21 protein-coding genes are annotated in these 20,860 nt (G+C 59.1%); 3 read left to right on the top strand and 18 right to left on the bottom strand.

The window, feature by feature from the left end; all coding sequences use genetic code 11:
• The first annotated feature begins 81 nt into the window (after positions 1-81).
• Positions 82-1,875, top strand: coding sequence for a thiamine pyrophosphate-binding protein (locus IPI80_RS14550; RefSeq protein WP_413861304.1), 1,794 nt, complete (start codon positions 82-84; stop codon positions 1,873-1,875).
• Here IPI80_RS14550 and IPI80_RS14545 read toward each other — a convergent pair.
• From IPI80_RS14545 to IPI80_RS14485, 13 genes are all read right to left on the bottom strand, one after another.
• Positions 1,859-2,713 (bottom strand): enoyl-CoA hydratase-related protein, encoded by an 855-nt coding sequence (locus tag IPI80_RS14545; RefSeq protein ID WP_413861302.1) that lies wholly within the window; start codon positions 2,711-2,713, stop codon positions 1,859-1,861. The two genes, IPI80_RS14550 and IPI80_RS14545, sit on opposite strands and share 17 nt — an antisense overlap.
• Before the next feature lie 40 nt (positions 2,714-2,753).
• The gene (locus tag IPI80_RS14540; protein ID WP_413861300.1) at positions 2,754-5,549 is read right to left on the bottom strand and encodes a diguanylate cyclase; all 2,796 of its coding nucleotides are present in this window, start codon (positions 5,547-5,549) and stop codon (positions 2,754-2,756) included.
• A 122-nt stretch (positions 5,550-5,671) separates the two neighbouring features.
• Positions 5,672-6,937, bottom strand: coding sequence for a DNA polymerase IV (gene dinB, locus IPI80_RS14535; protein WP_413861409.1), 1,266 nt, complete (start codon positions 6,935-6,937; stop codon positions 5,672-5,674).
• 20 nt (positions 6,938-6,957) lie between these two features.
• Positions 6,958-7,455 (bottom strand): anti-sigma factor domain-containing protein, encoded by a 498-nt coding sequence (locus tag IPI80_RS14530; protein ID WP_413861298.1) that lies wholly within the window; start codon positions 7,453-7,455, stop codon positions 6,958-6,960.
• Between the two features lie 199 nt (positions 7,456-7,654).
• The gene (locus IPI80_RS14525) at positions 7,655-8,542 is read right to left on the bottom strand and encodes a class I SAM-dependent methyltransferase (protein WP_413861296.1); all 888 of its coding nucleotides are present in this window, start codon (positions 8,540-8,542) and stop codon (positions 7,655-7,657) included.
• Between the two features lie 42 nt (positions 8,543-8,584).
• On the bottom strand, positions 8,585-9,448 hold the full coding sequence (locus IPI80_RS14520; RefSeq protein ID WP_413861294.1) for a class I SAM-dependent methyltransferase: 864 nt from the start codon (positions 9,446-9,448) through the stop codon (positions 8,585-8,587).
• A 508-nt stretch (positions 9,449-9,956) separates the two neighbouring features.
• Positions 9,957-10,331, bottom strand: coding sequence for a hypothetical protein (locus IPI80_RS14515; protein ID WP_413861292.1), 375 nt, complete (start codon positions 10,329-10,331; stop codon positions 9,957-9,959).
• 231 nt (positions 10,332-10,562) lie between these two features.
• Entirely contained in the window at positions 10,563-11,717 is a 1,155-nt protein-coding gene (locus tag IPI80_RS14510; RefSeq protein WP_413861290.1) for an L-lactate dehydrogenase, read from the bottom strand.
• Positions 11,718-11,820: 103 nt separating this feature from the next.
• A complete protein-coding gene (locus IPI80_RS14505) occupies positions 11,821-12,180 on the bottom strand; it encodes a DUF1304 domain-containing protein (protein ID WP_413861288.1) in 360 nt (119 codons plus the stop codon).
• A gap of 24 nt (positions 12,181-12,204) precedes the next feature.
• On the bottom strand, positions 12,205-12,753 hold the full coding sequence (locus IPI80_RS14500) for a methylated-DNA--[protein]-cysteine S-methyltransferase (protein WP_413861286.1): 549 nt from the start codon (positions 12,751-12,753) through the stop codon (positions 12,205-12,207).
• 19 nt (positions 12,754-12,772) lie between these two features.
• Positions 12,773-13,486 carry a YebC/PmpR family DNA-binding transcriptional regulator gene (locus IPI80_RS14495; protein WP_413861284.1) on the bottom strand — a complete coding sequence of 238 codons (714 nt, stop codon included), beginning with the start codon at positions 13,484-13,486 and terminating at the stop codon, positions 12,773-12,775.
• Positions 13,487-13,516: 30 nt separating this feature from the next.
• Positions 13,517-14,122 carry a histidine phosphatase family protein gene (locus tag IPI80_RS14490; protein ID WP_413861282.1) on the bottom strand — a complete coding sequence of 202 codons (606 nt, stop codon included), beginning with the start codon at positions 14,120-14,122 and terminating at the stop codon, positions 13,517-13,519.
• 20 nt (positions 14,123-14,142) lie between these two features.
• Positions 14,143-14,937: an enoyl-CoA hydratase-related protein gene (locus IPI80_RS14485; protein ID WP_413861280.1), complete on the bottom strand. Its 795-nt coding sequence runs from the start codon at positions 14,935-14,937 to the stop codon at positions 14,143-14,145.
• A 77-nt stretch (positions 14,938-15,014) separates the two neighbouring features.
• On the opposite strand from IPI80_RS14485, the gene IPI80_RS14480 reads away from it, so the two are divergent.
• A complete protein-coding gene (locus IPI80_RS14480; RefSeq protein WP_413861407.1) occupies positions 15,015-15,698 on the top strand; it encodes a dienelactone hydrolase family protein in 684 nt (227 codons plus the stop codon).
• Between the two features lie 94 nt (positions 15,699-15,792).
• Positions 15,793-18,189 carry a TonB-dependent receptor plug domain-containing protein gene (locus IPI80_RS14475; RefSeq protein ID WP_413861278.1) on the top strand — a complete coding sequence of 799 codons (2,397 nt, stop codon included), beginning with the start codon at positions 15,793-15,795 and terminating at the stop codon, positions 18,187-18,189.
• A 293-nt stretch (positions 18,190-18,482) separates the two neighbouring features.
• Here the strand turns inward: IPI80_RS14475 and IPI80_RS14470 are convergent, their stop codons facing one another.
• The 5 genes from IPI80_RS14470 to IPI80_RS14450 all read right to left on the bottom strand — a co-directional run bounded on the left by IPI80_RS14470 (position 18,483) and on the right by IPI80_RS14450 (position 20,847).
• Positions 18,483-19,271 (bottom strand): TIR domain-containing protein, encoded by a 789-nt coding sequence (locus IPI80_RS14470; RefSeq protein WP_413861276.1) that lies wholly within the window; start codon positions 19,269-19,271, stop codon positions 18,483-18,485.
• 75 nt (positions 19,272-19,346) lie between these two features.
• Complete coding sequence (locus IPI80_RS14465) at positions 19,347-19,775, bottom strand: hypothetical protein (protein WP_413861274.1); 429 nt, start codon at positions 19,773-19,775, stop codon at positions 19,347-19,349.
• A 101-nt stretch (positions 19,776-19,876) separates the two neighbouring features.
• Positions 19,877-20,176, bottom strand: coding sequence for a type II toxin-antitoxin system RelE/ParE family toxin (locus IPI80_RS14460; RefSeq protein ID WP_413861405.1), 300 nt, complete (start codon positions 20,174-20,176; stop codon positions 19,877-19,879).
• Positions 20,176-20,403, bottom strand: a complete 228-nt coding sequence (locus tag IPI80_RS14455; protein ID WP_413861272.1) for an addiction module protein — start codon at positions 20,401-20,403, stop codon at positions 20,176-20,178. The genes IPI80_RS14460 and IPI80_RS14455 overlap by 1 nt, the downstream gene beginning before the upstream one ends.
• A 159-nt stretch (positions 20,404-20,562) precedes the next feature.
• On the bottom strand, positions 20,563-20,847 hold the full coding sequence (locus IPI80_RS14450) for a hypothetical protein (RefSeq protein ID WP_413861270.1): 285 nt from the start codon (positions 20,845-20,847) through the stop codon (positions 20,563-20,565).
• Positions 20,848-20,860 lie beyond the last annotated feature (13 nt).

Here is a 20,860-nt window from a genome sequence, read left to right as displayed (position 1 = left end):
GGAGCTGGAAAACGGCTGCCTCATGCAGCTGTTTTGGCCAATAATTTTCAGATTCAAACACCAACCCGAAAAACCCTCACCATGATTACTCCCTACGAACAAAACTTTGGCGCAGACTACCAGCGTTCGTTGGTGAGCCTGGGCCAGACCATGCGCCAGATCATCAAACACTTTGGTGTTGACACGGTGTACGGCGTTGGCGGTGACTTCGCGGCCAACCTGATCGCTGCGCTGGACCAGGATGGCCTGACAGTCTCACCGTCGAGCAACGAATTGAATGCGGGATTTTGTGCCTGCGCCAAGGCCGAAATGGAAGGCATTGGTTTTTGCCTGACCACGTATACGGTCGGCTCATTGCCCTGTGTGAGTGCTGCTGCCCTGGCCAAGACGGAAGGGCTGCCGGTCGTATTCATCTCCGGTGCGCCGGGTGAAGACGAAGTGCACCAGTCGGGCATTCACCACATGGTTCAGCCCAGCAACAGCTGGCGCGCCGAGTACGACGCCGCGTTGGACGCCTTTGCCGCCATTGGCATCCGTGCGGAGCGCCTTCAGGGCGACCGTTCGCGGGGGCAGCCCAATATTTCGGCCTTCCGTTTCTATGAGTTGGTCAAGCATGCCTGGCTGCACCGTGAGCCGGTTTTTATTGAAGTGCCGCGCAATCTGGTGTCTGCGTTGACGCAGCCTCTGTCACTGCCCGCGCTGGATCAACTGGAAGGCCCGGAGCTGGTGTTTGCCGGACTGGAGGCGGTGCTGGGCACCATCGTCCAAAAGTTGAAGCGAGCACGCTCACCATTGGTCTATTTTGGCGTGCAGGTGCGCCGTAACCCCGAGTTGACGCGCCTGATGCACGCGTTTTGCCACCGCTTCCAGATTCCCTATGTGGGCGATTGGTTTGCCAAAGGCGGTGTGGACGAAACCGATCCCTTGTGCCTGGGCACCTACAACGGCGCCTTCAGCGATGCGGCCACGCGTGGCTATATCGAATCCCGCGCGGACTATGTGCTGGACTTGGGCTCCAGCATCATCCCGCAGGACACGGCCAGCGCCTTTCACACGGGTACCCACTTCATCGCCGACTTTGGCAACCGCACGGTGGTGAAGTCTACGGTGGCGCGCGAGGCAGAACTCATTCGCATTCTGCAAGGGCTATTGGAGGCCGACCTGCCCATTTTTGAGTGCGTGCTGCCCCAGCGCCAGCTACCCGAGCTGGACGCCAGCGCCAAGTTCGATTTCCATGTGCTGGTGGATGCCATTGCCCAGGTGCAGGCGCAGCAGGCGTTTGGCACGGTGTTTATGCCGGAAGTCGGTAACTCGTTTTTCGCAAGCTTTGGCCTGCGTCCCCGTGCCACCGAAATAGGCATCAACTGGTTGGCCAACCCCTGGTATGCGGCGATGGGAACCTCGCTGCCCTATGCCAGGGTGGTGTCGGAAACGATTCGGCGCAAGCAGTTTTCGGACCGCGCGGTGGTGATTACTGGCGATGGGGGTTTTCACTTCCAGCTCAACGAGCTGATTCACTTCCAGAAGGAAGGCCTGCCGGTCACCATTATTTACATGCGCAATGACATTTACCACATGGGCAAAAGCGGGGACGGCCCGATCTACCATTGCTCAACCAACCAGTTCGATGTGTTGCAACTGGTGCGGGCCTACGGTGGAGATGGCAAGCGCTGCGAGACAATTGGCGAGTTTTGCGACTACTACAGCCGTTGCCTGGATGAGAACACGGGCATCCGTCTGATCGAGGTGCCGTGCCTGCCGCTTGCGCAGTACCAGTGCCGCGAGATTGCTTTGCTGAACCTGTACATCCTGTCCCGCAACGGCGACCCCGAGGCGCTGAAGCAGTGGAATGAACAGGTCAGCCCAGTTCGCTGAATGCGCGTAGGGGCTGGAGCGCTGGAAACTCGCCGGCGCGCTTGCCCTTCATGGCCACCACGGCTTCCATGACATGTCGGTTGCTCCAGATGGCGCCTTGCAGCCAGCCCATTTGTTTGAGCGCATCGTCCACTGAATGGTCGCGGGCGTAGTGGATGGCTTGTTTGGTGCCCCAGATAGCCACGGGCGGCTTGGCGGCAATCTCGGCGGCGCATTGCAGAGCAGCTTCGACCATGGCCTCGGGCGTGTCAAAAATCGCGTTCACCAGACCGTATTGCAACGCCCGGTCTGCAGGCAGGCGCCGACCGGTGTAGGCCAGCTCTTTCACCACCGCCAGCGGAATCAGCTTGGGCAGGCGCTGCAGGGTGCCCACGTCGGCCACCATGCCAATGTTGATTTCCTGGATGCAGAAAAACGTTTGCGGCGTGGCATAGCGGATGCAGCAGGCGCTGACCATGTCCACCCCGGCGCCGATGCAGCCGCCCTGAATGGCCGCGATCACCGGCATACGCAGGGTCTCGAGCTTGGTGAACGTGGCTTGCATGTCGGTCAGCACGTCAAAAATGGCGGCGCGGCCTTCGGGGCTTTGGTCGTCCATCTTGATGGCGCCGGCAAAGATATCCAGCGCCATACCGGCGCTGAAATGCTTGCCGGTGCTGCTGATGACCAACACGCGCGCGTCGCCGCTTTTGTGCAACTGCGTGAGCACTGCGTCCAGTTCGCGCCAGAACGTGGGGTGCATGGTGTTCATCGCCTCAGGTTTGTTCAGCACCAAATGGGCGACGTGGTTGCTGGTGGAAAGCGTGAAACAGGTAGGGGATAGTGTGGTGGTAGTCATGGGGCAAACTGTATAGCAGTTTTTTGCCCTCTGGCGTCGCCTATGGTAACTGGGGCAGGTTGCAAACCATGTGCGCATCGCCGCGTGCCAGCACGGCAGGGGCGTCGGCAATCAGATCGGGGAATATGCTGGCGGACGGGCTACTGTCGGTGGCAAACAGGCCGACCCATGCATTGCGGCCAGCGTGCTTGGCCATGTACAGCGCCTGGTCAGCAATTTCGACCACTTCCAGCCAGCTTTGCTGGTGCGGTTGCGTCTCCAGAAACGGGAAGCTGGCAAAGCCCACCGAACAGGTGCGCTGCAACTGATGACCACCGCCCAACTCAAAGGGCACATCCGCCACGGCCCTGCGAATTCGCTCGGCGATGACATGGCCGTCGTGGCGGTTGGTGGCGTTTGCAACCAACAGAAACTCCTCACCGCCCCAGCGGATGATGTAGTCGCTCTCGCGGGCCACACCTTGCAGTCGCTCTTTCATCTGTATCAGTACCAGGTCGCCCGCAGCATGGCCGTAGGTGTCATTGACGAACTTGAAATGGTCCAGGTCAATCATGAAGAACAGCAAGTCGAAAATGGACTTGGGTTGCAGACTGGTCTGTTGCTGACGTTTGTCATGGTGGCGCAGTGTCAGGGCGATTTCTGTTTCAATGTTTTGCAGCAGAAACCGGCGGTTGCGCAATCCAGTTAATGGATCGGTCAGGCTGGCTTGCTCTTGCTCCTGGTAAGCGTGCTCCAGTGCGAGGTTTTTTTCAATCAACTCAGCCTGTGTGGCGTGGAGGGTTTTGAGCGTGGCTTCCAGTTGCAGATAGGCTGCGGCATTGTCCAATGCAATGGCGCCATAGGCGCACAGATTGCGAAAAATCAGGCGTTCGCGCTCGGTATAGGCGTTGGCGAGTTGTGACTGAATCGTCATCACACCCAGCACGCGTGACCCAACTTTCAGCGGCACAAACAACTGGCTCAACGTGCGCACCGTGCCGGGGATATGGCTGGGCTGGACGCTGTCGGGAGCGTACCGGATCAGAATCTCTCGGCACTCCCGCGCGCAACGCGCCGAATTGGCATGCGTATCGCTCAGTGCAATGTGATCGAAGGGTAGTGTCTTACCATCTTCTACACCAAAGGCGCGCTCCATGCTATGCCGGTCCTCGTTCATCAGGTAAATCATGAACGAGGAGGCATCCAGCAGGCGATGTACATGCCGGCCCAGCACGAAAAATATGGCCCTGGCATTGAGTTGTGCGGTGATCTCCTGGCCGACTGCACTCAGGTGTTCCAGGGTTTCCCCCGTTTGCTGCAGGGTAGCCGCGCGGCTCGCCTCGGCAGCTGCCAGTTGGCGGTGATGCTCACCCTCGGCACGTGCGCGCTCGGTCTGGTGGCTGATCTGCATCGCAATGGATCGATTGACAGCATCTGTGCTGTTGACCTTGTCGCGCGCGGCGATGGACTGCATCGCTATTTCATAGGCCCGTGCGCCATCACCTGTGTTTGCATACTCACGTGCCAAGGCGTCAAACAAATTGGCCGGAATCGTAAAACCCTCCATGGCCTTGCCGACCTCCAGGGCCAGCTGCAAATAATGCAGGGCCCCGTTGGCCAGTACCATGCCCGCCGGCGACGGCAAAGCGTCATGGGCGGTGTAAATGGCGGCCATGGCCATCAACGTGTCAAACTGGTTGATAGGCATATTTATTGCGCGCGCATCTGCCAGGGCACGCTCGCCCAGGGCCAAGGCTTCATTCGGACGACCCAGGTGAGCCAGGGCCTCCGCTTGGCCGCGTTGCGCGACGTTTTCCAGGTCAGCCTGTTTCAGAACTTTGGCCCGTTTTTCCAGTTGCACATAGGCATCCAGCGCTGCTGCATAGTCCTTGCGGCTCAAGGCCACATCGCCCAAATATTGCAGCGCCAGTGCGTAGGTGCGTCCAGCGCGCAAGGGTGCCAGCACCTCTCGGGCTTCCTCCAGTAATTGCTGGGCTGCATCGAAACGATCCAATAAACGCTGGATCGTTGCGGTTTGCACCAGTGCGAGTCCCAGGGTCGAAGGCCAAGCCATGCGGCGCGCCACCTCCAGACCGCGTTGCATCCATTCCAGCGCTGTCTGGGGGTCATTCAGGTTGCCAAAGGTCACACCCATATTGGCAGCGGTAATGATCTGGCGTTGCACTTGCCCGGTAATCTCCGCGGCGTTGTAGGATTTCAGGCAATGCTCGACGGCAGGAATCATGTCCGCTTTTTGGAAGGCTGCTGTGCCGATAAAACCATGTACCAAAGCCGCCAGCGCTGGGTGCGCATCGACTGCGGCTGCCGCCATCCGGGCACCCCAACGCTCCTGCGCCATTTTTGAGTCTTGAAAAATAGCCCAACGGGCAATGCTGGCCTCACAGATGTCCGCACGCAGGCCGTCGGCGCCCTGGCGCGCAAACTGCGCCGCTTGTTCCAGATGCAGGTCGCGCTGCACCGATTCGCCGCGCTCAATCATGACGGCGGCTAGCAGAGCATGCGCGTCTGAGCAGCCGATGGCATCCTGCAATTGGGTGAAGCGCTCCAGTGCCGTATCGGCTAGCGCCTGGGCCTGATCGATGTCGGCGAACAGCCAGCGTGCTTCACCTTCTATGAGTTCCAGTCGCGCCAGTGTGGCTTGGTGCTGCGCGACGTTCTGGGCCACAGACTCGCACAGCGTGCGCGCCTCATCAGCCAAGGTCTGGGCGAGCTGTGTATCGCGTTGGCGCGCATGCCAGGCAATGTCGAGCAGCAATGCAAGCAGGTCCGCGTCCTTTGCAGCTGGAAGCAAGGCCTCTAGCGCGTGAAAATCTTCATTCAGTATCCAAACGTCCACGGCAGTTTTAATCCGGTTGCTTGTTTGACGCACCAATATGCGAATCTTGGTTCAAATCATAAGCCATGGACTGGTTCGCGCTCGTGCAAACGATTTATTGTTGCAACCTGGGCCGAGGTTGGCTAAAACAATTGATCGGTATTTGCTTCCAAATTGATAGCGTATTGTGTATATTTTACGAGGGCTAGAGCACTATTCCCTTCTAGGGAATGTGCGTCAGAGTCCTTGCGCAGCGCACCCACCCGCACGCCCAGCAGGCGCAGGCGGCGCGTCAGGTCCACGCGCTTGAGGCACAGCCCGGCGGCATGGCGGATGGCCTTCGCGTCGGCCGTTGTGTGGTCCAGAGTCAGGTCGCGCGTCACGCTTTTGAAGTCGTCATAGCGCAGCTTGATGCCAATGGTCTTGCCGGTGTAGCCCTTGCGCTGCAGGTCGGCCGCCACCTGTTCGCACAGGCGGGTGAAGACGGCGCCCAGCTCGGCCTTGTCGCGCACGGCGTGCAGGTCGCGCTCAAAGGTGGTCTCGCGGCTCATGCTGACCGGCTCACTGTCCAGCACCACGGGCCGGTTGTCGCGGCCATGGGCGGCGTCATGCAGCCAGGCGCCGGTGCGCTGGCCAAAGGTCTGCATCAGCCAGGCCAGATCGCGCTGGGCCAGTTCGCCAATGGTTTCAATGCCATAGCTCTTGAGCTTCTCGTCCGCTTTGGGGCCAATGCCGTTGATCTTGCGGCAGGCCAGGGGCCAGATCAGGGTCTCCAGATCGCTTTCATGGACGATGGCAATGCCCTTGGGTTTGTTGAACTCGCTGGCCATTTTGGCCAGCAGCTTGTTGGGAGCCACGCCCACCGAGCAGGTCAGGCCCGTGGCTTCAAAAATACTTTTCTGGATCAGGCGCGCCAGCACACGCCCACCTTCGCGCTGGCCGCCAGGCACGTCGGTGAAATCGATGTAGACCTCGTCCACGCCCCGGTCTTCCATCAGCGGTGCGATCTCGGTAACGATGGCCTTGAACTGGCGCGAGTACTTGCGGTATTCCTCAAAGTCCACCGGCAACAAAATGGCCTGCGGGCACAGCTTGGCGGCCTTCATCAAGCCCATGGCCGAACCCACGCCAAACTGGCGCGCTGCGTAGGTGGCAGTGGTAATGACGCCGCGCCCGGTGTAGCTCGACAACCGGGCAAAGGCGTCAAGCGGGATGCGTTTGAGCGCGGCACGCTGGGCCGCCTCGTCCCAGGGGGGGTCAGGCTCGGTTGGGTCGGTGTTGGCCCGATCTGCCGCGTGCAGTGCCTCCAGAGCGTCGTGGATGGCGCGCCGCCCACCGCCGATGACCACCGGCAGATCCTTCAATTGGGGGTAGCGCAGCAGTTCCACCGACGCGTAAAACGCATCCATGTCCAGGTGCGCAATGCGTCTCACAAGGCCTTCTGGATCACCGATCCCTTGAACAGGTAGGGCAGGCGGGGGCCTTTGCCGGGCTGGGCGCCGCCCTTGTCCTCGACGCTAATGGCCAGGGTAGTGGCGCTGGCCATATCCCGCTCGGAGGCAGGCAAACGCAGGGTCTTGCCCTTGCTCTCCAGCACGCCCAGCGAGCGTACCGGGTCGCCTTCGGACAGGGCCCAGAGCTGCATGCTGTCTTCACGTCCTTCGGTCACGGCGTTGAGGCGCTGAATCTGCAAGGCTGTGTCTTGTAGCGCCAAGGTCACCAGCATGGCGGGAGCCTGTTTATCATCGTTAAGCACGGCAATGTATTTGACCTGCGCTGTGTCCTTTAACTGCCCCTGCACGTGCTGGATTTGCGCTTTGAATTGCTCGAACATGCTCATGCCCGTTGCCAACGCTACGGCCAGCAGCACCAGGCAGCCAAGGGTGGCGACGCGCCACCAGCCGGAAACACCTTTTCGTTCAATCATTGGAATGGATCTGGTTGATCAGCGCGCACACCCCCCAACAGGTTGGTGGAGGTATTGCACTGCGGGTACATCGCACTATTCAGGAAACGGTTAGCCACCAAGATGGTCTCCTCGTTTTACCGGAAAAAGAAATCCATCCTAACGCAAAAGGCGTGCATCTTGGTGGTCTGCGTCGGATGTTCAATATCCAGCCGCGACGTCACGGACGAACGAATTTCAGAACAAACTCGTCCTTGGGCTGCGGCGGGTTGGGGGTGTTCTTGTCGCGCGGGTCATTGGGGTTGCGCAGAAAGTCGCCACGCGATATCAATTTGAACCCGGCCGACTCAACCTCTTTCACCAGAAAGGCCTCTTCTATCCGGTGTAACGTCCCCGACTCCGAAATGCCGGTGCCTGCTCTGCCAGCGTGGTCTGCAATCACATACATCCCGCCGGGCTTGAGAGCCGCATAGACGGCACGGTTCATCTTGTCGCGGTCAACTTCCTGGTAGCCCAGGTCGTGGTAATTGAACATGAGCGTGGCCAAATCAAAGCTTGCCGTCTTCATGTCCGCAGGCGCCGGGTCGTCAAATCTTTGCACGACAGCAATGATGTGCGCAGCGCGGCTTGCATTGGCTTGCAGGCTTTTCTCTCTTTCGGCCAATGCATCGGGAGACGAGCGTCGGGGCGACGCTGGCGCAGGTGCGATGGCCGCAGGGGTAGAGGGATGACTATTGCCTTCCGGTGCCGTTGGCGCCACGGTGACGCGGTTGGCCACGCGTGGCGCGCTTTGTCCATAAACGGCGCCAGCCGGCCCGACAGCGCGTGCCAGCAACTCGCTGGTATAACCACCGGCAGCGCTGATATCGAGTGCCTTCATCCCCGGGCGTATGCCGATGAAAGCCAGCATCGCTTGCGGCTTGCGGCGCAGGTCATTGGTTCTGTCAGCCGCGCTGCGGTCGGGGCTGGCAACGATGCTTTCAATCTGCTGCGGCAGCAACACAGTGGTATTGGCAGAGTCTTTGAGGGTGGAGCAACCCACCAGACCCAAGATCAGCAGGCTACCGGCAATGGGAAATTTCCTTTGCTTGATGGAGTTGCGGTTCATGTGCATTCCTTTTTGATAGGCATGTTGGTGGTATGCGTACGATCACTTCGTTGCCGAGCCGACAAGGCACTCACCCGGCACCTCGAACCCAGCGGGCGATTCGAAACTACGCATGGAATCTTCCACCTCGTTCCACATGGACTCGCGTTCCAGAGGCGGCAGGTGCGCCATCATGGCATTGAAGGCACCGAATGCTTCCCGGGCGACTTGCACGTATTCGGCAGCACTGCCCGTTCTGTGGGGCACCGGCACAGCGCTAACCTCGGGGTTGGCAAATCCAGCTTGGCGAAAAACGCCTTCGAGCACACCGGGGCTGCCAAGGCTGAACGGTCCGGGTTGACCCGGGACGGGGGTCGGGAGTTGCGCGCGCCGGCGGATGATGGACGCGGGCACCGCACCCCAACTGTTGCGCTCGGGCGTGGAGAAGACAATGACGCAGACTCGACCGCCAGCTTTCAGCGCACGGCGCCATTCGCGCAAGGCGGTTACGGGGTGTGGCATATACATCAGCCCCAGCCGACACAGCACCGCATCAAAAGAAGCGTCGGGTAGATCCAGTTTCTCGCCGTCCATGGCGCGGGTCTCAATCTGTTGGAGCCCACGTTCACGCGCGACCTGAAGCGCAAGCTCGACGATCCCTTCGGAAATATCGGTCGCCAACACGTAGCCGCCAGGGCCAACGCGTTCGGCGGCACTGACAGCTGGTTCACCGGCGCCGGCTGCAATGTCCAGGATGCGCTGACCTGGCTGGATCCGCGCCAGATCAAGCATCTGGCGGGTCATGTCGCCATACCAACGATCCAGGGTGGGACTCCATCGGCGCCATGCCGCGCCGTCCTTGTTCCATTGCTCGCGCTGCGCGTTCTTGTACCTCGCTGCGTCGAATTCGGTTTGCTGTTCGGCCATGCAACTTCTTCTCGCGGTTAGATGTTGATGTTGCTTTGTGGTGCGGGACTCAGACTGCTAATGTTGGCGCGTGTCCGTGTGGTCCGAAGGGCTAAATGTGTTGGCCATCATTTACGCACGAAATCTATGTGGCTGGACTTCTTAGGCCTTAGAAAAATCCATCCAACGAGAAGCACGACGGTAGTAACAAATGGCCAGAACGTTTGGTTATAAAGACGTTGTTGCCATTCCGGTAGTGCTCCCAGAATCTGGACATCTGGACAACCGTCCGTAAGCAAAAAATCAACATAGGCTGCAGCTGCAAGTAATGGCATCAGAACGCAAAGGCACCCCAATAGTCGGAACGCCGCTCCCCCGCTTTGAGGTCGTTCACATTTTTCATTTTTGTATTTCATGTCGTTTTCGAACATTCAACGAGGCTGTAAAAAATGTCGGCGCCACTCAAACTGACCATTTCTGGGGGTATTTGACTCCTTCCGACATCTGCAATCGCGCGTTGTTGCCCGTTCTATGAGGTCGATTTTTTTGTACCACTGGCGTCGAAATCAAATAGGGAGTTTTTTGTAACCTTATTCGTTAAAGTCGTGGGCTGTCCTCTTGGGTTTACATACCTATCAATGGCGTAGTAAAGCTGAAGTAGCTTTTCTGCAATCTTGACGCCGGTCGAGTTGCGCATGTGTTGAAGAGTAACTTCTACCGAACCTTTTTGGACACGCCCCTGGTAGTCGATTTGCGGCTCGCGTTTTGTGAGTTGTATCACGATCCACTCATAGTCTTTGCGCAAAGAATCTGGAAAGTGTTCAGGTGTCAACGGGTGGAACGTTGAATATGCTTGCAAAATGCGGGAGCGTACGTCATCAGGTGCCGTCGCCAATGTATCCACAGTGCGAGATAGTAGCTGATACGCATACTGGCTTGGACCATGGAATGTCATAGGGTACCAACTCTACGTAATGGATCCAGCAAACCTTGCATATTATTCTGGTGACTGCGGGATAAACAGGTCATGGAAAATAGGCAGAAATGACGCCAGTATTGCCTTTGCCGTGAGTCTAAGCGCACTTGTGTGCCATGTACACCACCCAAACGGGTGAACCCAAATCGGTAGTTTTGCTCAGGTCGGGTAGCTCCCCGGCAGCAAAATGCTCTTGTCGATTTGCGGGATGCGGGTTTTGCCGCACAGGGCCATGGTCACATCCATTTCCTTGTGGATGATTTCCAGCGCCTTGGTCACACCGGCTTCGCCCATGGCGCCCAGGCCGTATATGAACGAGCGACCGATATAGACGCCCTTGGCACCCAGGGCCACGGCCTTGAGCACGTCCTGGCCGCTACGGATGCCACCGTCCATGTGCACCTCAATGTCCTTGCCCACCGCATCCACAACGGCTGGCAGTGCGCGGATGGACGACTCGGCACCATCCAGCTGACGGCCACCGTGGTTGGAGACAATGATGGCATCGGCGCCACTGTCCACGGCGAGGCGGGCGTCTTCCACGTCCTGAATGCCCTTCAGGATGAGCTTGCCGCCCCAACGCTTCTTGATCCATTCCACATCCGCCCAGTTCAGCGTCGGGTCAAACTGCTGGGTGGTCCAGGCGGACAGGTTGCTGGGGTCGGTAATGCCATCCACATGGCCGATGATGTTGCCAAAGCCGCGCCGGGGTGTGCCCAGCATGCCCAAACCCCAACGCACTTTGGTGGCCAGGTTGATCAGGTTGGCCAGCGTGGGCTTGGGTGGGGCGGAAAGGCCGTTTTTCAAATCCTTGTGGCGCTGGCCAATGATTTGCAGGTCCAGTGTCAGCACCAGGGCCGAACAGTTGGCGGCGCGGGCGCGCTCAATCAGGCGTTCGATAAAGCCCCGGTCGCGAATCACATAGACCTGAAACCAGAACGGGTGGTTGCCAGTGCCCTTGGCCACGTCTTCAATGGAGCAAATGCTCATGGTGGACAGCGTAAACGGCACGCCAAATTTCTTGGCTGCATTGGCCGCCTTGATTTCGCCATCGGCATGCTGCATGCCGGTTAGGCCCACCGGGGCCAGTGCCACCGGCATGGCAACCTTTTGCCCGATCATGGTGCTCTCCGTGCTGCGGTTGTCCATGTTGATGGCCACGCGCTGGCGCAGCTTGATCTTCTGAAAGTCAGATTCGTTGGCGCGGTAGGTGCCCTCGGTCCACGAGCCGGAATCGGCGTAGTCGTAGAACATGCGCGGCACGCGCTTTTGCGCCAGCACGCGCAGGTCTTCGATGTTGGTGATGACGGTCATGGCGGTGTCTCCTGTTGTTGGAAGGATGTTAGCCGCGTGCTGCCTGTGATGGCGTGAAATCCGCCGTGGCCGGTTTGAATTATTTTGATAATCAGCCAGCCGCTCAGGCCAGCAGTAGCGCGGCCAGTGCCAACACCGCCGGAACCGTTTGCACGAACAGAATGCGCATTTGCACGGTTAGCGCACCCCAAATGCCAGCCACTGCGACGCAGACCAGTCCATAGATCGTGAACGCGCGCCCGGTGGCGGCATCGGGCAGCAAAAAACCACAGGCCAATGCCGCCGCCAGAAATCCGTTGTAACAGCCTTGGTTGGACATGGCGGGTTTCATGATGGCCGCTTGTTCTTTGGAGAGGCCAAAGACTTTCCGCCCCCGGCTGTCGAACAGCACGGTTTCCAACAGGAAGATGTAGACGTGGATGAGGAGTACGAGTCCGGCGAGAACTTTGGCGGCGATCAGCATGGTGGGGTTCCTTGAAAAAATGGGTTAATCAAATAGGCCGCGCCCACCAAACTGGGCGCGTTCGATTTCCAGCAGGCGCAACTTGGTGGATGCCCCACCGTGGGCCGAGAAGCCGCCCGAGCGGCCATCTGCCGCCAGAATGCGGTGGCAGGGTATCACCGGTGCAAAGGGGTTGGCGCCCAAGGCCTGGCCTACGGCGCGGGCAGCGCCGGGTTCGCCCAGTTCACGGGCCATTTCGCCATAGGTAGTGGTTTGGCCCGGTGCCATGCGCCGGGTCAGTGCATAGACACGCAAATGAAACGGCGGTATGCCATCCAGATCGAGCACGATGTCGGACAGGTCCATTGGCTCGCGCGGGGTGCCTTGCAGCAAGGCCACTACCGCATTGATGGCCTGGCGTACGGTTGGGGGCGGATCGGATTCCGCACAAAGCGGAAAGCGCATCGCCATGCGCGCGCGGGTGGCAGCCTGGTCTTGCTCGGGTAACTGCACACCCGTGAGTCCAGCCGCACTCCAGGCTATGCCGCAGTGCCCAATGCTGGTGGGGAAAACGGCGTAGCCCAGTGTCTGCATGGTGGCAACAGGTGTTGCTTTATCCTGCGAGCCCTGCAAACACGTTTTGCACGTCGTCGTTGCCGTCGATGGCCGACAAAAAGGCTTCCACTTCTTCCAGCTCGGCGGGGCTCAGGTTGGCGGGGTTGACCGGGTTCTTGGCCTTGTAGCCCAGCTTGGCCGACAGCACGGTAAAACCCTGGGCGGGCAGGGCGCGGCTGACCAGATCCAGATCGGTGGCGTCGGTCAGGAACAGGGTGTTGCCTTCTTCCTCGCCGGGTTCAAAGTCCTGGGCACCGGCTTCGATAGCCGCCAGTTCAGGGTCGGCACCCTTTGCGGCGGGTTCGGCTTCGATCATGCCCACGTGGTCAAAGTCCCAGGCCACCGAGCCGGATGTACCCAATTGGCCTTTGCGAAACAGCACGCGCATTTCGGGTGCAGTGCGGTTGACGTTGTCGGTCAGGCATTCCACCATGACCGGCACGCGGTGGGGTGCAAAGCCTTCGTAAATCACGTGTTCAAAATGCACGGCATCACTGCCAATGCCGGCGCCTTTTTTAATGGCGCGGTCCACGGTGTCTTTGGGCATGGAGACCTTGCGGGCCTGTTCCACCACCAGGCGCAGGCGCGAGTTGCCAGCGGGGTCGGCGCCGCCGCGTGCGGCCACCATGATGTCTTTGGACAAACGTCCAAACAGCTTGCCTCTGGCGTTTGCTGCGAGTTCCTTGCCCTTTGCTTTCCACTGTGCGCCCATGACTATTGTTCCTTGTTGATTGGGGCTTGGTTATACACCCAACGCAGGGTGCCGTGCCGTCATGGCGCGTTGTTTAACCGCTGCCCAGACGCTTTCGCCGTTCTTGGGCTTTTCGTGCAAAACGGCGGTGCGGGGCAGGCCGGCTATATGGCGCAGCACCACATCCAGCGCCCAGCCGTGGGTGATGACAAGCACCTGCTGCCCGGCGTGGTGGTGGCCGATGTCGGCAAACGCGTTGAGCAAGCGGTCGGCAAATTCGTCCATGGATTCACCGCCAATAAAAGTGGCTTGTGGGTTGCGACGCAGAATTTGTTCCAGCAGCACCGGGTTGACTTCTGCCAACTCGGTTTTTGGAATCCCCTGAATGGCACCGAAGTGCCGCTCCTTCAGCCCTTCATGGCACTGCGGTGCGGGTAGCCCCAGCAGGGATGCAATGATCTCTGCCGTCTCGTGGGCCCGCGCCAATGGGCTGGACCACACGGCAGAAAACCCGCTGTGGGCATAGGCCTGCCCCATGGTACGTGCCTGATGGCGCCCATGGTCGTTGATAGGGATGTCAGACCAGCCTTGCAGGATGCCGCTCTTGTTCCAGTCCGTCTCGCCGTGGCGGGCAATGCAGATGTGGGCGGTGTCCATGTGACAGAGTCTGCGGGAATTTATGCCGCCAAATCGTCCCCCGGCCGTTGGACATAGTGGGCCGCACGCTTTTCCAGAAAGGCGCTGATGCCTTCCTGCGCATCGGGCAACAGTGCTGCCGTGGCCATGCGTTCCACCGCATAGTCATAAGCCAAGGGCTGCGGCAGATCAACCTGGTGGTAGAAGCCCTGCTTGCCCAATGCCTTCGATAATGCGCTGCCACGGGTGGCGCGTTGGATCAGGTCCAGCGTGGCGGCCTCCAGTTGATCGGACGGCACCGCCTTGTTGATCAGGCCCCAATCGGCTGCGGTGGCGGCATCAATGGGGTCTCCGGTGAGAGCCATTTCCATGGCGCGCTTGCGCCCCACATTGCGCGCCACCGCCACTAGGGGGGTATGGCAAAACAGGCCAGCCTTGCCGCCGGGGATGGCAAAGGTGGCCGTATCCGCCGCCACCGCCAGGTCGCAACTGGCCACCAGCTGGCAGCCACCGGCTGTGGCCAGTGCGTGCACGCGGGCTACCACGGGTTGTGGCAGGCGCTGGATGGTGTTCATCATCTCGGTGCAGACCAAAAACAATTCGCGCGATTGCGCGAGCGTGGCACCGGCCATATCGGCAAAGTTGTGCCCTGCGCTAAAGACCGTCCCGTTGGCAGCCAGAATCACACCACGTGCCTCGGTCTGGGCAATGGTGCGCAGGGCAACAGTCAACTCGCGCATCACGTTCAGCGCCAGGGCATTGCGTTTGTCGGGCCGGTTGAGTGTGACGGTGGTGATGGGGCCGTCCATGGTCACCAAAAGGTTTTGGTACTGCATGAAACCATTGTGCCACCCGACGCGCGTAATATGAAGACACCAACCACCACCACATGAGGAGACACGCAATGGGAACCATGGTGAGCTTTCAACGCCCGGATGGGCAAGCGGTTCAAGGGTATCTGGCAGAGCCAGCGCAAGGCAGTGGCGCACCGGCCATCGTGGTTATTCAGGAATGGTGGGGTTTGAATAACCAGATTCGCGGCGTGGCCGACCGGCTGGCCGCTGCGGGCTACCAGGCCCTGGTGCCAGACTTGTACCGTGGGCAATCCACGGTCGAGGCCGAAGAGGCCAGCCATTTAATGACCGCGCTCAACTTTGGCGATGCGGCGTCGCAAGACATCCGTGGTGCGGTGCAATACCTCAAGACCCGCGCACCCAAGGTCGGCGTGACCGGCTTTTGCATGGGCGGCGCACTCACCCTGCTGGCCATGACCCAAACGCCCGAGGCCGACGCCGGTGTGGTCTGGTACGGCTGCCCGCCTTTGGAATACATCGACGCCAGCAAGCTGCGCGCGCCGCTGATGGGGCACTGGGGCACGCAAGACGAATTTTTCAAAATTGATATGGTGGACGCGTTGGAGGCCAAACTGCGCGAGGCTGGTGTGGGCTTTGAATTCCATCGCTACCTGGCCCACCACGCATTTGCAAATGAGACCGCTGTTGGCCCTGGCCGCATCCCAGCCACGCAATACGACTCGGCTTGGGCGCAGCAGGCTTGGGACCGCAGCCTGCGCTTTTTTGGTCGTTATCTGGGGTGAGTGTGGTATCGCGGTAACAACCGCCCCTGGACTAGGGATGTGCCCCTAGAATTTCAGCTCGTTTCCCATTCCCACAATATCAAAAGGGCGAGCTATGACTGTTTTGCGCAAAGCGCTATCCATTGGACTTTATGGCGCGGCGGCAGTCGCTGCGCTGACCCCCGTCTCATTTGCCGTTGCGCAAACCACTGGCGCCGCAACGGCCTCTGGCCTGGACAGTGTCACCATCATCGGCTCGCGCCGGGCCAATGCGTCGGCCACCGACACCCCGGTGCCAATCGACTTTATTCCGATGACCAAGACATCGGAGCAGGGCGGTCAGTTTGACTTATCTCAATCGCTGCAATACCTGTCGCCGTCATTCAACTCCACCCGCCAGACCGGCGCGGACGGTGCGGACTTAATTGATTCCGCCTCCTTGCGCGGTCTGGGTTCAGACCAAACGCTAGTTCTGGTTAACGGCAAACGCCGCCACACCACGGCGCTGGTCAACTTGTTTGGTGCTCGCAACCGCGGCAACACCGGCACCGACCTGAACGCCATCCCCGTGCTGGCCATCGACAACGTGCAGATCCTGCGCGACGGCGCCGCCGCCCAATATGGTTCCGACGCCATTGCCGGCGTCATGAACATCACGCTGAAGAAGAGCAAAGGTTGCGAGGCGGTGCTGGGCTACAGCCAGTATTCGGTGGGCGACGGCAAGAACTACCTGCCATCGGCCTATTGCGGCTTTGGTATTGGTGAAAACGGCGTGCTGGGCATCACCGCTGAATATTCAGACCGTGGCCGCTCCAACCGGGCCGAGGCAGACAACCCCCGCATCATTGGCGACACCCAATCCAAAAACTCCACGATCTACCTGAACGGCGAGCTGCCCACCAGCAGCACCGGAAAGCTGTACTTCACGCTGGGCGCGCAAAACCGCGACGCCTCGTCTGCTGCATTCGCGCGCGGTGGTGTGGGCTCGGATGACATTCCCAGCCGCAACTCCGAAGCCATGTACCCCAACGGCTTTGTGCCCTTTATCAATGGCGACATCAACGACCGTTACGCCATCATCGGTCACCGCTGGCAAGTGGGCGACTGGACGGCAGACCTGTCGCAGACCTACGGCTCCAACGAGATGCGCTACCGCATCGCCAACACCATCAACGCGTCCATCGCCAACCTGGACCTGATGAACGGCGGCGCAGGCCGCAGTGCCAGTGCTTTCCAGGCCGGCGGATTCTTGTTCTCACAAGCCACCACCAACATCGATTTCAGCAAGTTTTTTGATGGCTTCCTGATGGGCTCGAACGTGGCCTTCGGTGCCGAGTACCGCCGCGAAAACTACCAGATTTCCGCTGGCGAGCCAGGCTCGTACATCGACGCCGACGGCGTGGGCGTTGGCGGCAACGCGGGTAGCCAGGGCTTCCCCGGCTTCCAGCCTGCGGACGTCACCAACCGCAACCGCGACAGCACGGCGCTGTATGTCGACATCGAAACCGACGTTACGCAAAAGTTCAAAGTGCAAACCGCTGTGCGCACCGAGCAATACAGCGATTTTGGCAACACCACCACCGGCAAGCTGGCGGCCAGCTTCAAGGCCAGTGACCAACTGCTGTTCCGCAGCTCGGTGAGCTCGGGCTTCCGTGCACCGTCTCTGCAACAGGTTTACTTCTCGTCCACCTTCACCGACTTCATCAGCGGCCAGCCGCAAGACGTGGTGTTGGCACCCAATGGCGGCACTATTGCCAACGCGGCCGGAATCCCCAAGCTCAAAGAGGAAAACTCCAGGAACTTCACGCTGGGCTTTACGCTGACACCGAGCAAGACCACATCGATAACGGCAGACCTGTACCAAATCAATATCGACGACCGCATTGGACTGTCGGGCCGGTTTGATGCGGACAACTTCCCTGCACTGGGCGCCACATTGGCAGCACTGGGTGTGGGTCAGGCGCAGTTCTTCGTCAACTCGATTGACACCAAGACCAAGGGTCTGGACCTGACCGTGTCCAACAAGTCCGAGTTGGGCAGCGGCAAGCTGTCCACCTTCCTGGCGTTGAACCTGAGCCAGACCGACGTGGTCAACGTGCATGCACCGGCTTCACTGAAGGGCTATGAGTCGGTGCTGCTGTCGGAGCGCGAACGCCTGTTTATCGAACAAGGTGGCCCACGCACCAAGGCAACGCTGGGCTTTGACTACACCCAGGGCGCGTGGGAGACCAACTTCAAGATCATCCACTTTGGCAGCCAGACCTTGGGCACCTTCTCGGGCACCGAAAACGGCGTACCCAACGCCTTCTACGAACCCAAGACCTCAGCCGACTTGGCCTTTACCTATAGCTTTGACAAAAACACCAAGCTGACCGTTGGCGGCAACAACATCTTCAACGTCAAACCAACCACCCAAGACGCGAATGAAACCGACAACGGATTCATTTACGACAGCGTGCAGTTTGGATTGAATGGTGCGTCGTACTTCGCCAAGTTCTGGAAGCGGTTCTAAAAGGGGCTACTTTTCACGCGCTGGTTCCTGGTGAATATCCGGGTCCAGCGCGATGAGAGTGCCTCTGGTGGGTGCGGCAATGTGGGTCATGCCTTTTGCCAAAATGTTAGAGCCTATTTGTCCTCTAGCCCTCGTGGAATCTAAGTAATTAGCTCCTGAATGCATAGCGAATGACGGCTGCTGCGTGCTCAGGATACTCATCTTAAATGCCGGAAAACGAGAGGCAGGCGCTGCCCAAACAGCCAAACTATCGGTCAGTTTCTTGAACTTGTGGGGGAGTCTATATAGAAGGGTTAGGCCTCGCCGGGCGGCAGTACACCGGCGGCCTCTAAATCTCGGCGGATCTCAAGCACGCGCTCGGAGACGCTGCTTCTGAAGCGCTTCTGAATGATGCCACCAAAGTCGGAGAAGAGTTCTGTACCTTCCTTGAGCAGTAGCATTGCGCCGCCCCGCCCAAGTTGCCCGCAGAACCAGCCGAGCTCATAGATTACGTTTGGGCGAGCTTGAAGGTAGATTTCTGGGCCGGCCTTAACCTCGTCGTCGGGTGTGAACACTGCGATCGCATACGTACAGGTTTGCGCGTACTTTTCAAACTTCTCGATGACTGTCTTGCATCCCGCGTCTGGCTGTTCCATAAGAACAATTGGGTTGAGTCGGAACTCCGACTTGACGATGTCTTTCAGTTCTCTCCACTTGGCTTCATCGCGGCCGTGGATGATGAACACATTTTCTCTGTGGCGCAGCGCCTCCTGAGACTGTTTTTTATTCAGAAGGTCGGGCGAGCGGCGCAATCTTGTGAGGGATGCCTTTACTACCGACAAAATATTCTCAACTCCTTTGAAGGATGGCGCGCCGTACATGCCGAACCCTTCCGAGTACTCATCAGACAATTGTCTTGAGTAGACATTTTGTCCAAGTGCGTCGTTGTACAGATCGGCGAGCTCGCGGGCGTACTGCCGGTACAGCGGGTCATCCCCTTCGCCAATGTAGATTCCGCTCGAAGTGCGCTTGAAGCCGCGAAGGATTCGCGCAAGTTCCGCTTCGTAGCGCTCAAGCTCTGCAATTACTACGTCTGGTGTCAAGGTGTGTTTCTCCGAGGCATAACGAAAATCTAAGCCGTTCGCCTAAGGCGAATCGGCTTGAGCGACCGGTTAGTGTCACTCGGCGAATGGCTGCCAGCCAGTAACTTCATACTCAGAACCATTCTTGTTCTTCCGCTTTCCTGTTACCAGAACCCAAGTCTTGCCCGAATCGGTATCTATGAGGAAGGTGTGTCGAGCCGCAAGGCCGGAGGTGAAGAGCTGAAAGCGTGGACGAGTCGGAGCCTGCACTTTCAGCGAGTCGTATACAGGCATTTCTTCCCACGAGCTTTCGTCGTCTTTGGTGCGAACGAGCTGCCAGACACGCCCAGCGTACTTGTCGAGTCGAAAGGTCCACTTCGCCGCGAGAGGCGACTGCATCACTTCAAACCGAGAGCTCGGGACGGGACTCGTGTACTGCGGCGAAGGCGCAGGATAGTCTTGGGCCTGCGCAGAGAGGCCAAGAACAAGGAACATGATCGCAATGAGGTTCTTAAAGGTTGGCATGACTAGTTGATTGTTATGAAGGCTAACGTCAAGGTGACCGGACCACAACCTTTTGCGGCGGAGCCGCCGCCGGCTGTTGTGGGTCCGTGTCCATTGACATGTTATCCCTGGACTATCCGGGAACGCCAGTAACCTGGCTTCCTGTCGTCCGGCGCGATTGCCAGCACCAGAATTTCATCACTGCGGTGTAGGTACACGATCGAAAATGGAAAGCGCTTCGGAAAAACTCGGCGAGTGCCGTACCTGTGAGGTGAACCCATATCTGGAAACTCAGTGGCAATTGCGAGTGCCCGTTCGACAACCGTTGCAAATCGCTCACCGAGTTTTGGGTCAATCTTTGCGTAGTACTGCACCTCCCATTCCAACTCGGCCAGCGCGGCCTCGTGAAACCGGACGCGCATCACTTCAGCAGATGTCGAATTTTCGCAAATACTTCATCAGCGGGAATGAGCTTCGCCGTACCAGCGTCAATATCTGCGATTCGGAGCCGAATCTCCTCGGCCCACGCCGCCTCGACTTCGTCGTCTGGCTCGTGCACAGTGGCAAGAAGCTCCTCAGCCAATCGCACCCGATCCGCCGGTGACAGCGTTCGGGCTTGGGAACTGAGTTGTTCGACAAGATTGGCCATACTGATCCCCTTAGTGAGGCCTCAAGTCTACCGCTGAAGGGCCCGAACAGCTACGGGCGCCGGCTTCAAGGGATAGCTAAATGGAGCCGAGCGCCTATCTTGCCATTCCCAAGCCAGACTACGCAATAAACTGGAAATCCAACCGTCGATGTCGAAATGTTAGCGCGGTTTGATCGGCACCAGCGGTCCGCCTTTGAACCCCGCGCCCCGCACCTCCAGCCGCACTTCATCCAGCACCTGGCCCTTGGCATTGGTGATTTGCAGCACATGCCGACCCGGCCATGGCAGCCACTGGGCGGAAGTGCCTTTGGCAAATGCCTTGCCGTCCAGCAGCCAGTGCAGATTGCTGCCCTGGGCCTGAAAACTCACGCGCTGGTTCCTGGGAGGAATATCCGGGTCCAGCGCGGTGATGGTGCCAGTGGTCGGCGCGGTAATGCGCGCCATGTTCTTTCCAAAA

The organism is Candidatus Aalborgicola defluviihabitans (assembly GCF_016705985.1).
Taxonomy (GTDB): Bacteria; Pseudomonadota; Gammaproteobacteria; order Burkholderiales; family Burkholderiaceae_C; genus Allorhodoferax; species Allorhodoferax defluviihabitans.
This window is presented reverse-complemented; position numbering and strand designations above follow the sequence as displayed.

Excerpts from the sequence above, each read along its gene's own strand:
- IPI80_RS14550 (WP_413861304.1), top strand. The coding sequence starts at position 82 with ATGATTACTCCCTACGAACAAAACTTTGGCGCAGACTACCAGCGTTCG.
- IPI80_RS14545 (WP_413861302.1), bottom strand. The coding sequence starts at position 2,713 with ATGACTACCACCACACTATCCCCTACCTGTTTCACGCTTTCCACCAGC.
- dinB (WP_413861409.1), bottom strand. The coding sequence starts at position 6,937 with ATGGATGCGTTTTACGCGTCGGTGGAACTGCTGCGCTACCCCCAATTG.
- IPI80_RS14530 (WP_413861298.1), bottom strand. The coding sequence starts at position 7,455 with ATGATTGAACGAAAAGGTGTTTCCGGCTGGTGGCGCGTCGCCACCCTT.
- IPI80_RS14525 (WP_413861296.1), bottom strand. The coding sequence starts at position 8,542 with ATGAACCGCAACTCCATCAAGCAAAGGAAATTTCCCATTGCCGGTAGC.
- IPI80_RS14520 (WP_413861294.1), bottom strand. The coding sequence starts at position 9,448 with ATGGCCGAACAGCAAACCGAATTCGACGCAGCGAGGTACAAGAACGCG.
- IPI80_RS14510 (WP_413861290.1), bottom strand. The coding sequence starts at position 11,717 with ATGACCGTCATCACCAACATCGAAGACCTGCGCGTGCTGGCGCAAAAG.
- IPI80_RS14505 (WP_413861288.1), bottom strand. The coding sequence starts at position 12,180 with ATGCTGATCGCCGCCAAAGTTCTCGCCGGACTCGTACTCCTCATCCAC.
- IPI80_RS14500 (WP_413861286.1), bottom strand. The coding sequence starts at position 12,753 with ATGCAGACACTGGGCTACGCCGTTTTCCCCACCAGCATTGGGCACTGC.
- IPI80_RS14495 (WP_413861284.1), bottom strand. The coding sequence starts at position 13,486 with ATGGGCGCACAGTGGAAAGCAAAGGGCAAGGAACTCGCAGCAAACGCC.
- IPI80_RS14490 (WP_413861282.1), bottom strand. The coding sequence starts at position 14,122 with ATGGACACCGCCCACATCTGCATTGCCCGCCACGGCGAGACGGACTGG.
- IPI80_RS14485 (WP_413861280.1), bottom strand. The coding sequence starts at position 14,937 with ATGCAGTACCAAAACCTTTTGGTGACCATGGACGGCCCCATCACCACC.
- IPI80_RS14480 (WP_413861407.1), top strand. The coding sequence starts at position 15,015 with ATGGTGAGCTTTCAACGCCCGGATGGGCAAGCGGTTCAAGGGTATCTG.
- IPI80_RS14475 (WP_413861278.1), top strand. The coding sequence starts at position 15,793 with ATGACTGTTTTGCGCAAAGCGCTATCCATTGGACTTTATGGCGCGGCG.
- IPI80_RS14465 (WP_413861274.1), bottom strand. The coding sequence starts at position 19,775 with ATGCCAACCTTTAAGAACCTCATTGCGATCATGTTCCTTGTTCTTGGC.
- IPI80_RS14460 (WP_413861405.1), bottom strand. The coding sequence starts at position 20,176 with ATGCGCGTCCGGTTTCACGAGGCCGCGCTGGCCGAGTTGGAATGGGAG.
- IPI80_RS14455 (WP_413861272.1), bottom strand. The coding sequence starts at position 20,403 with ATGGCCAATCTTGTCGAACAACTCAGTTCCCAAGCCCGAACGCTGTCA.
- IPI80_RS14450 (WP_413861270.1), bottom strand. The coding sequence starts at position 20,847 with ATGGCGCGCATTACCGCGCCGACCACTGGCACCATCACCGCGCTGGAC.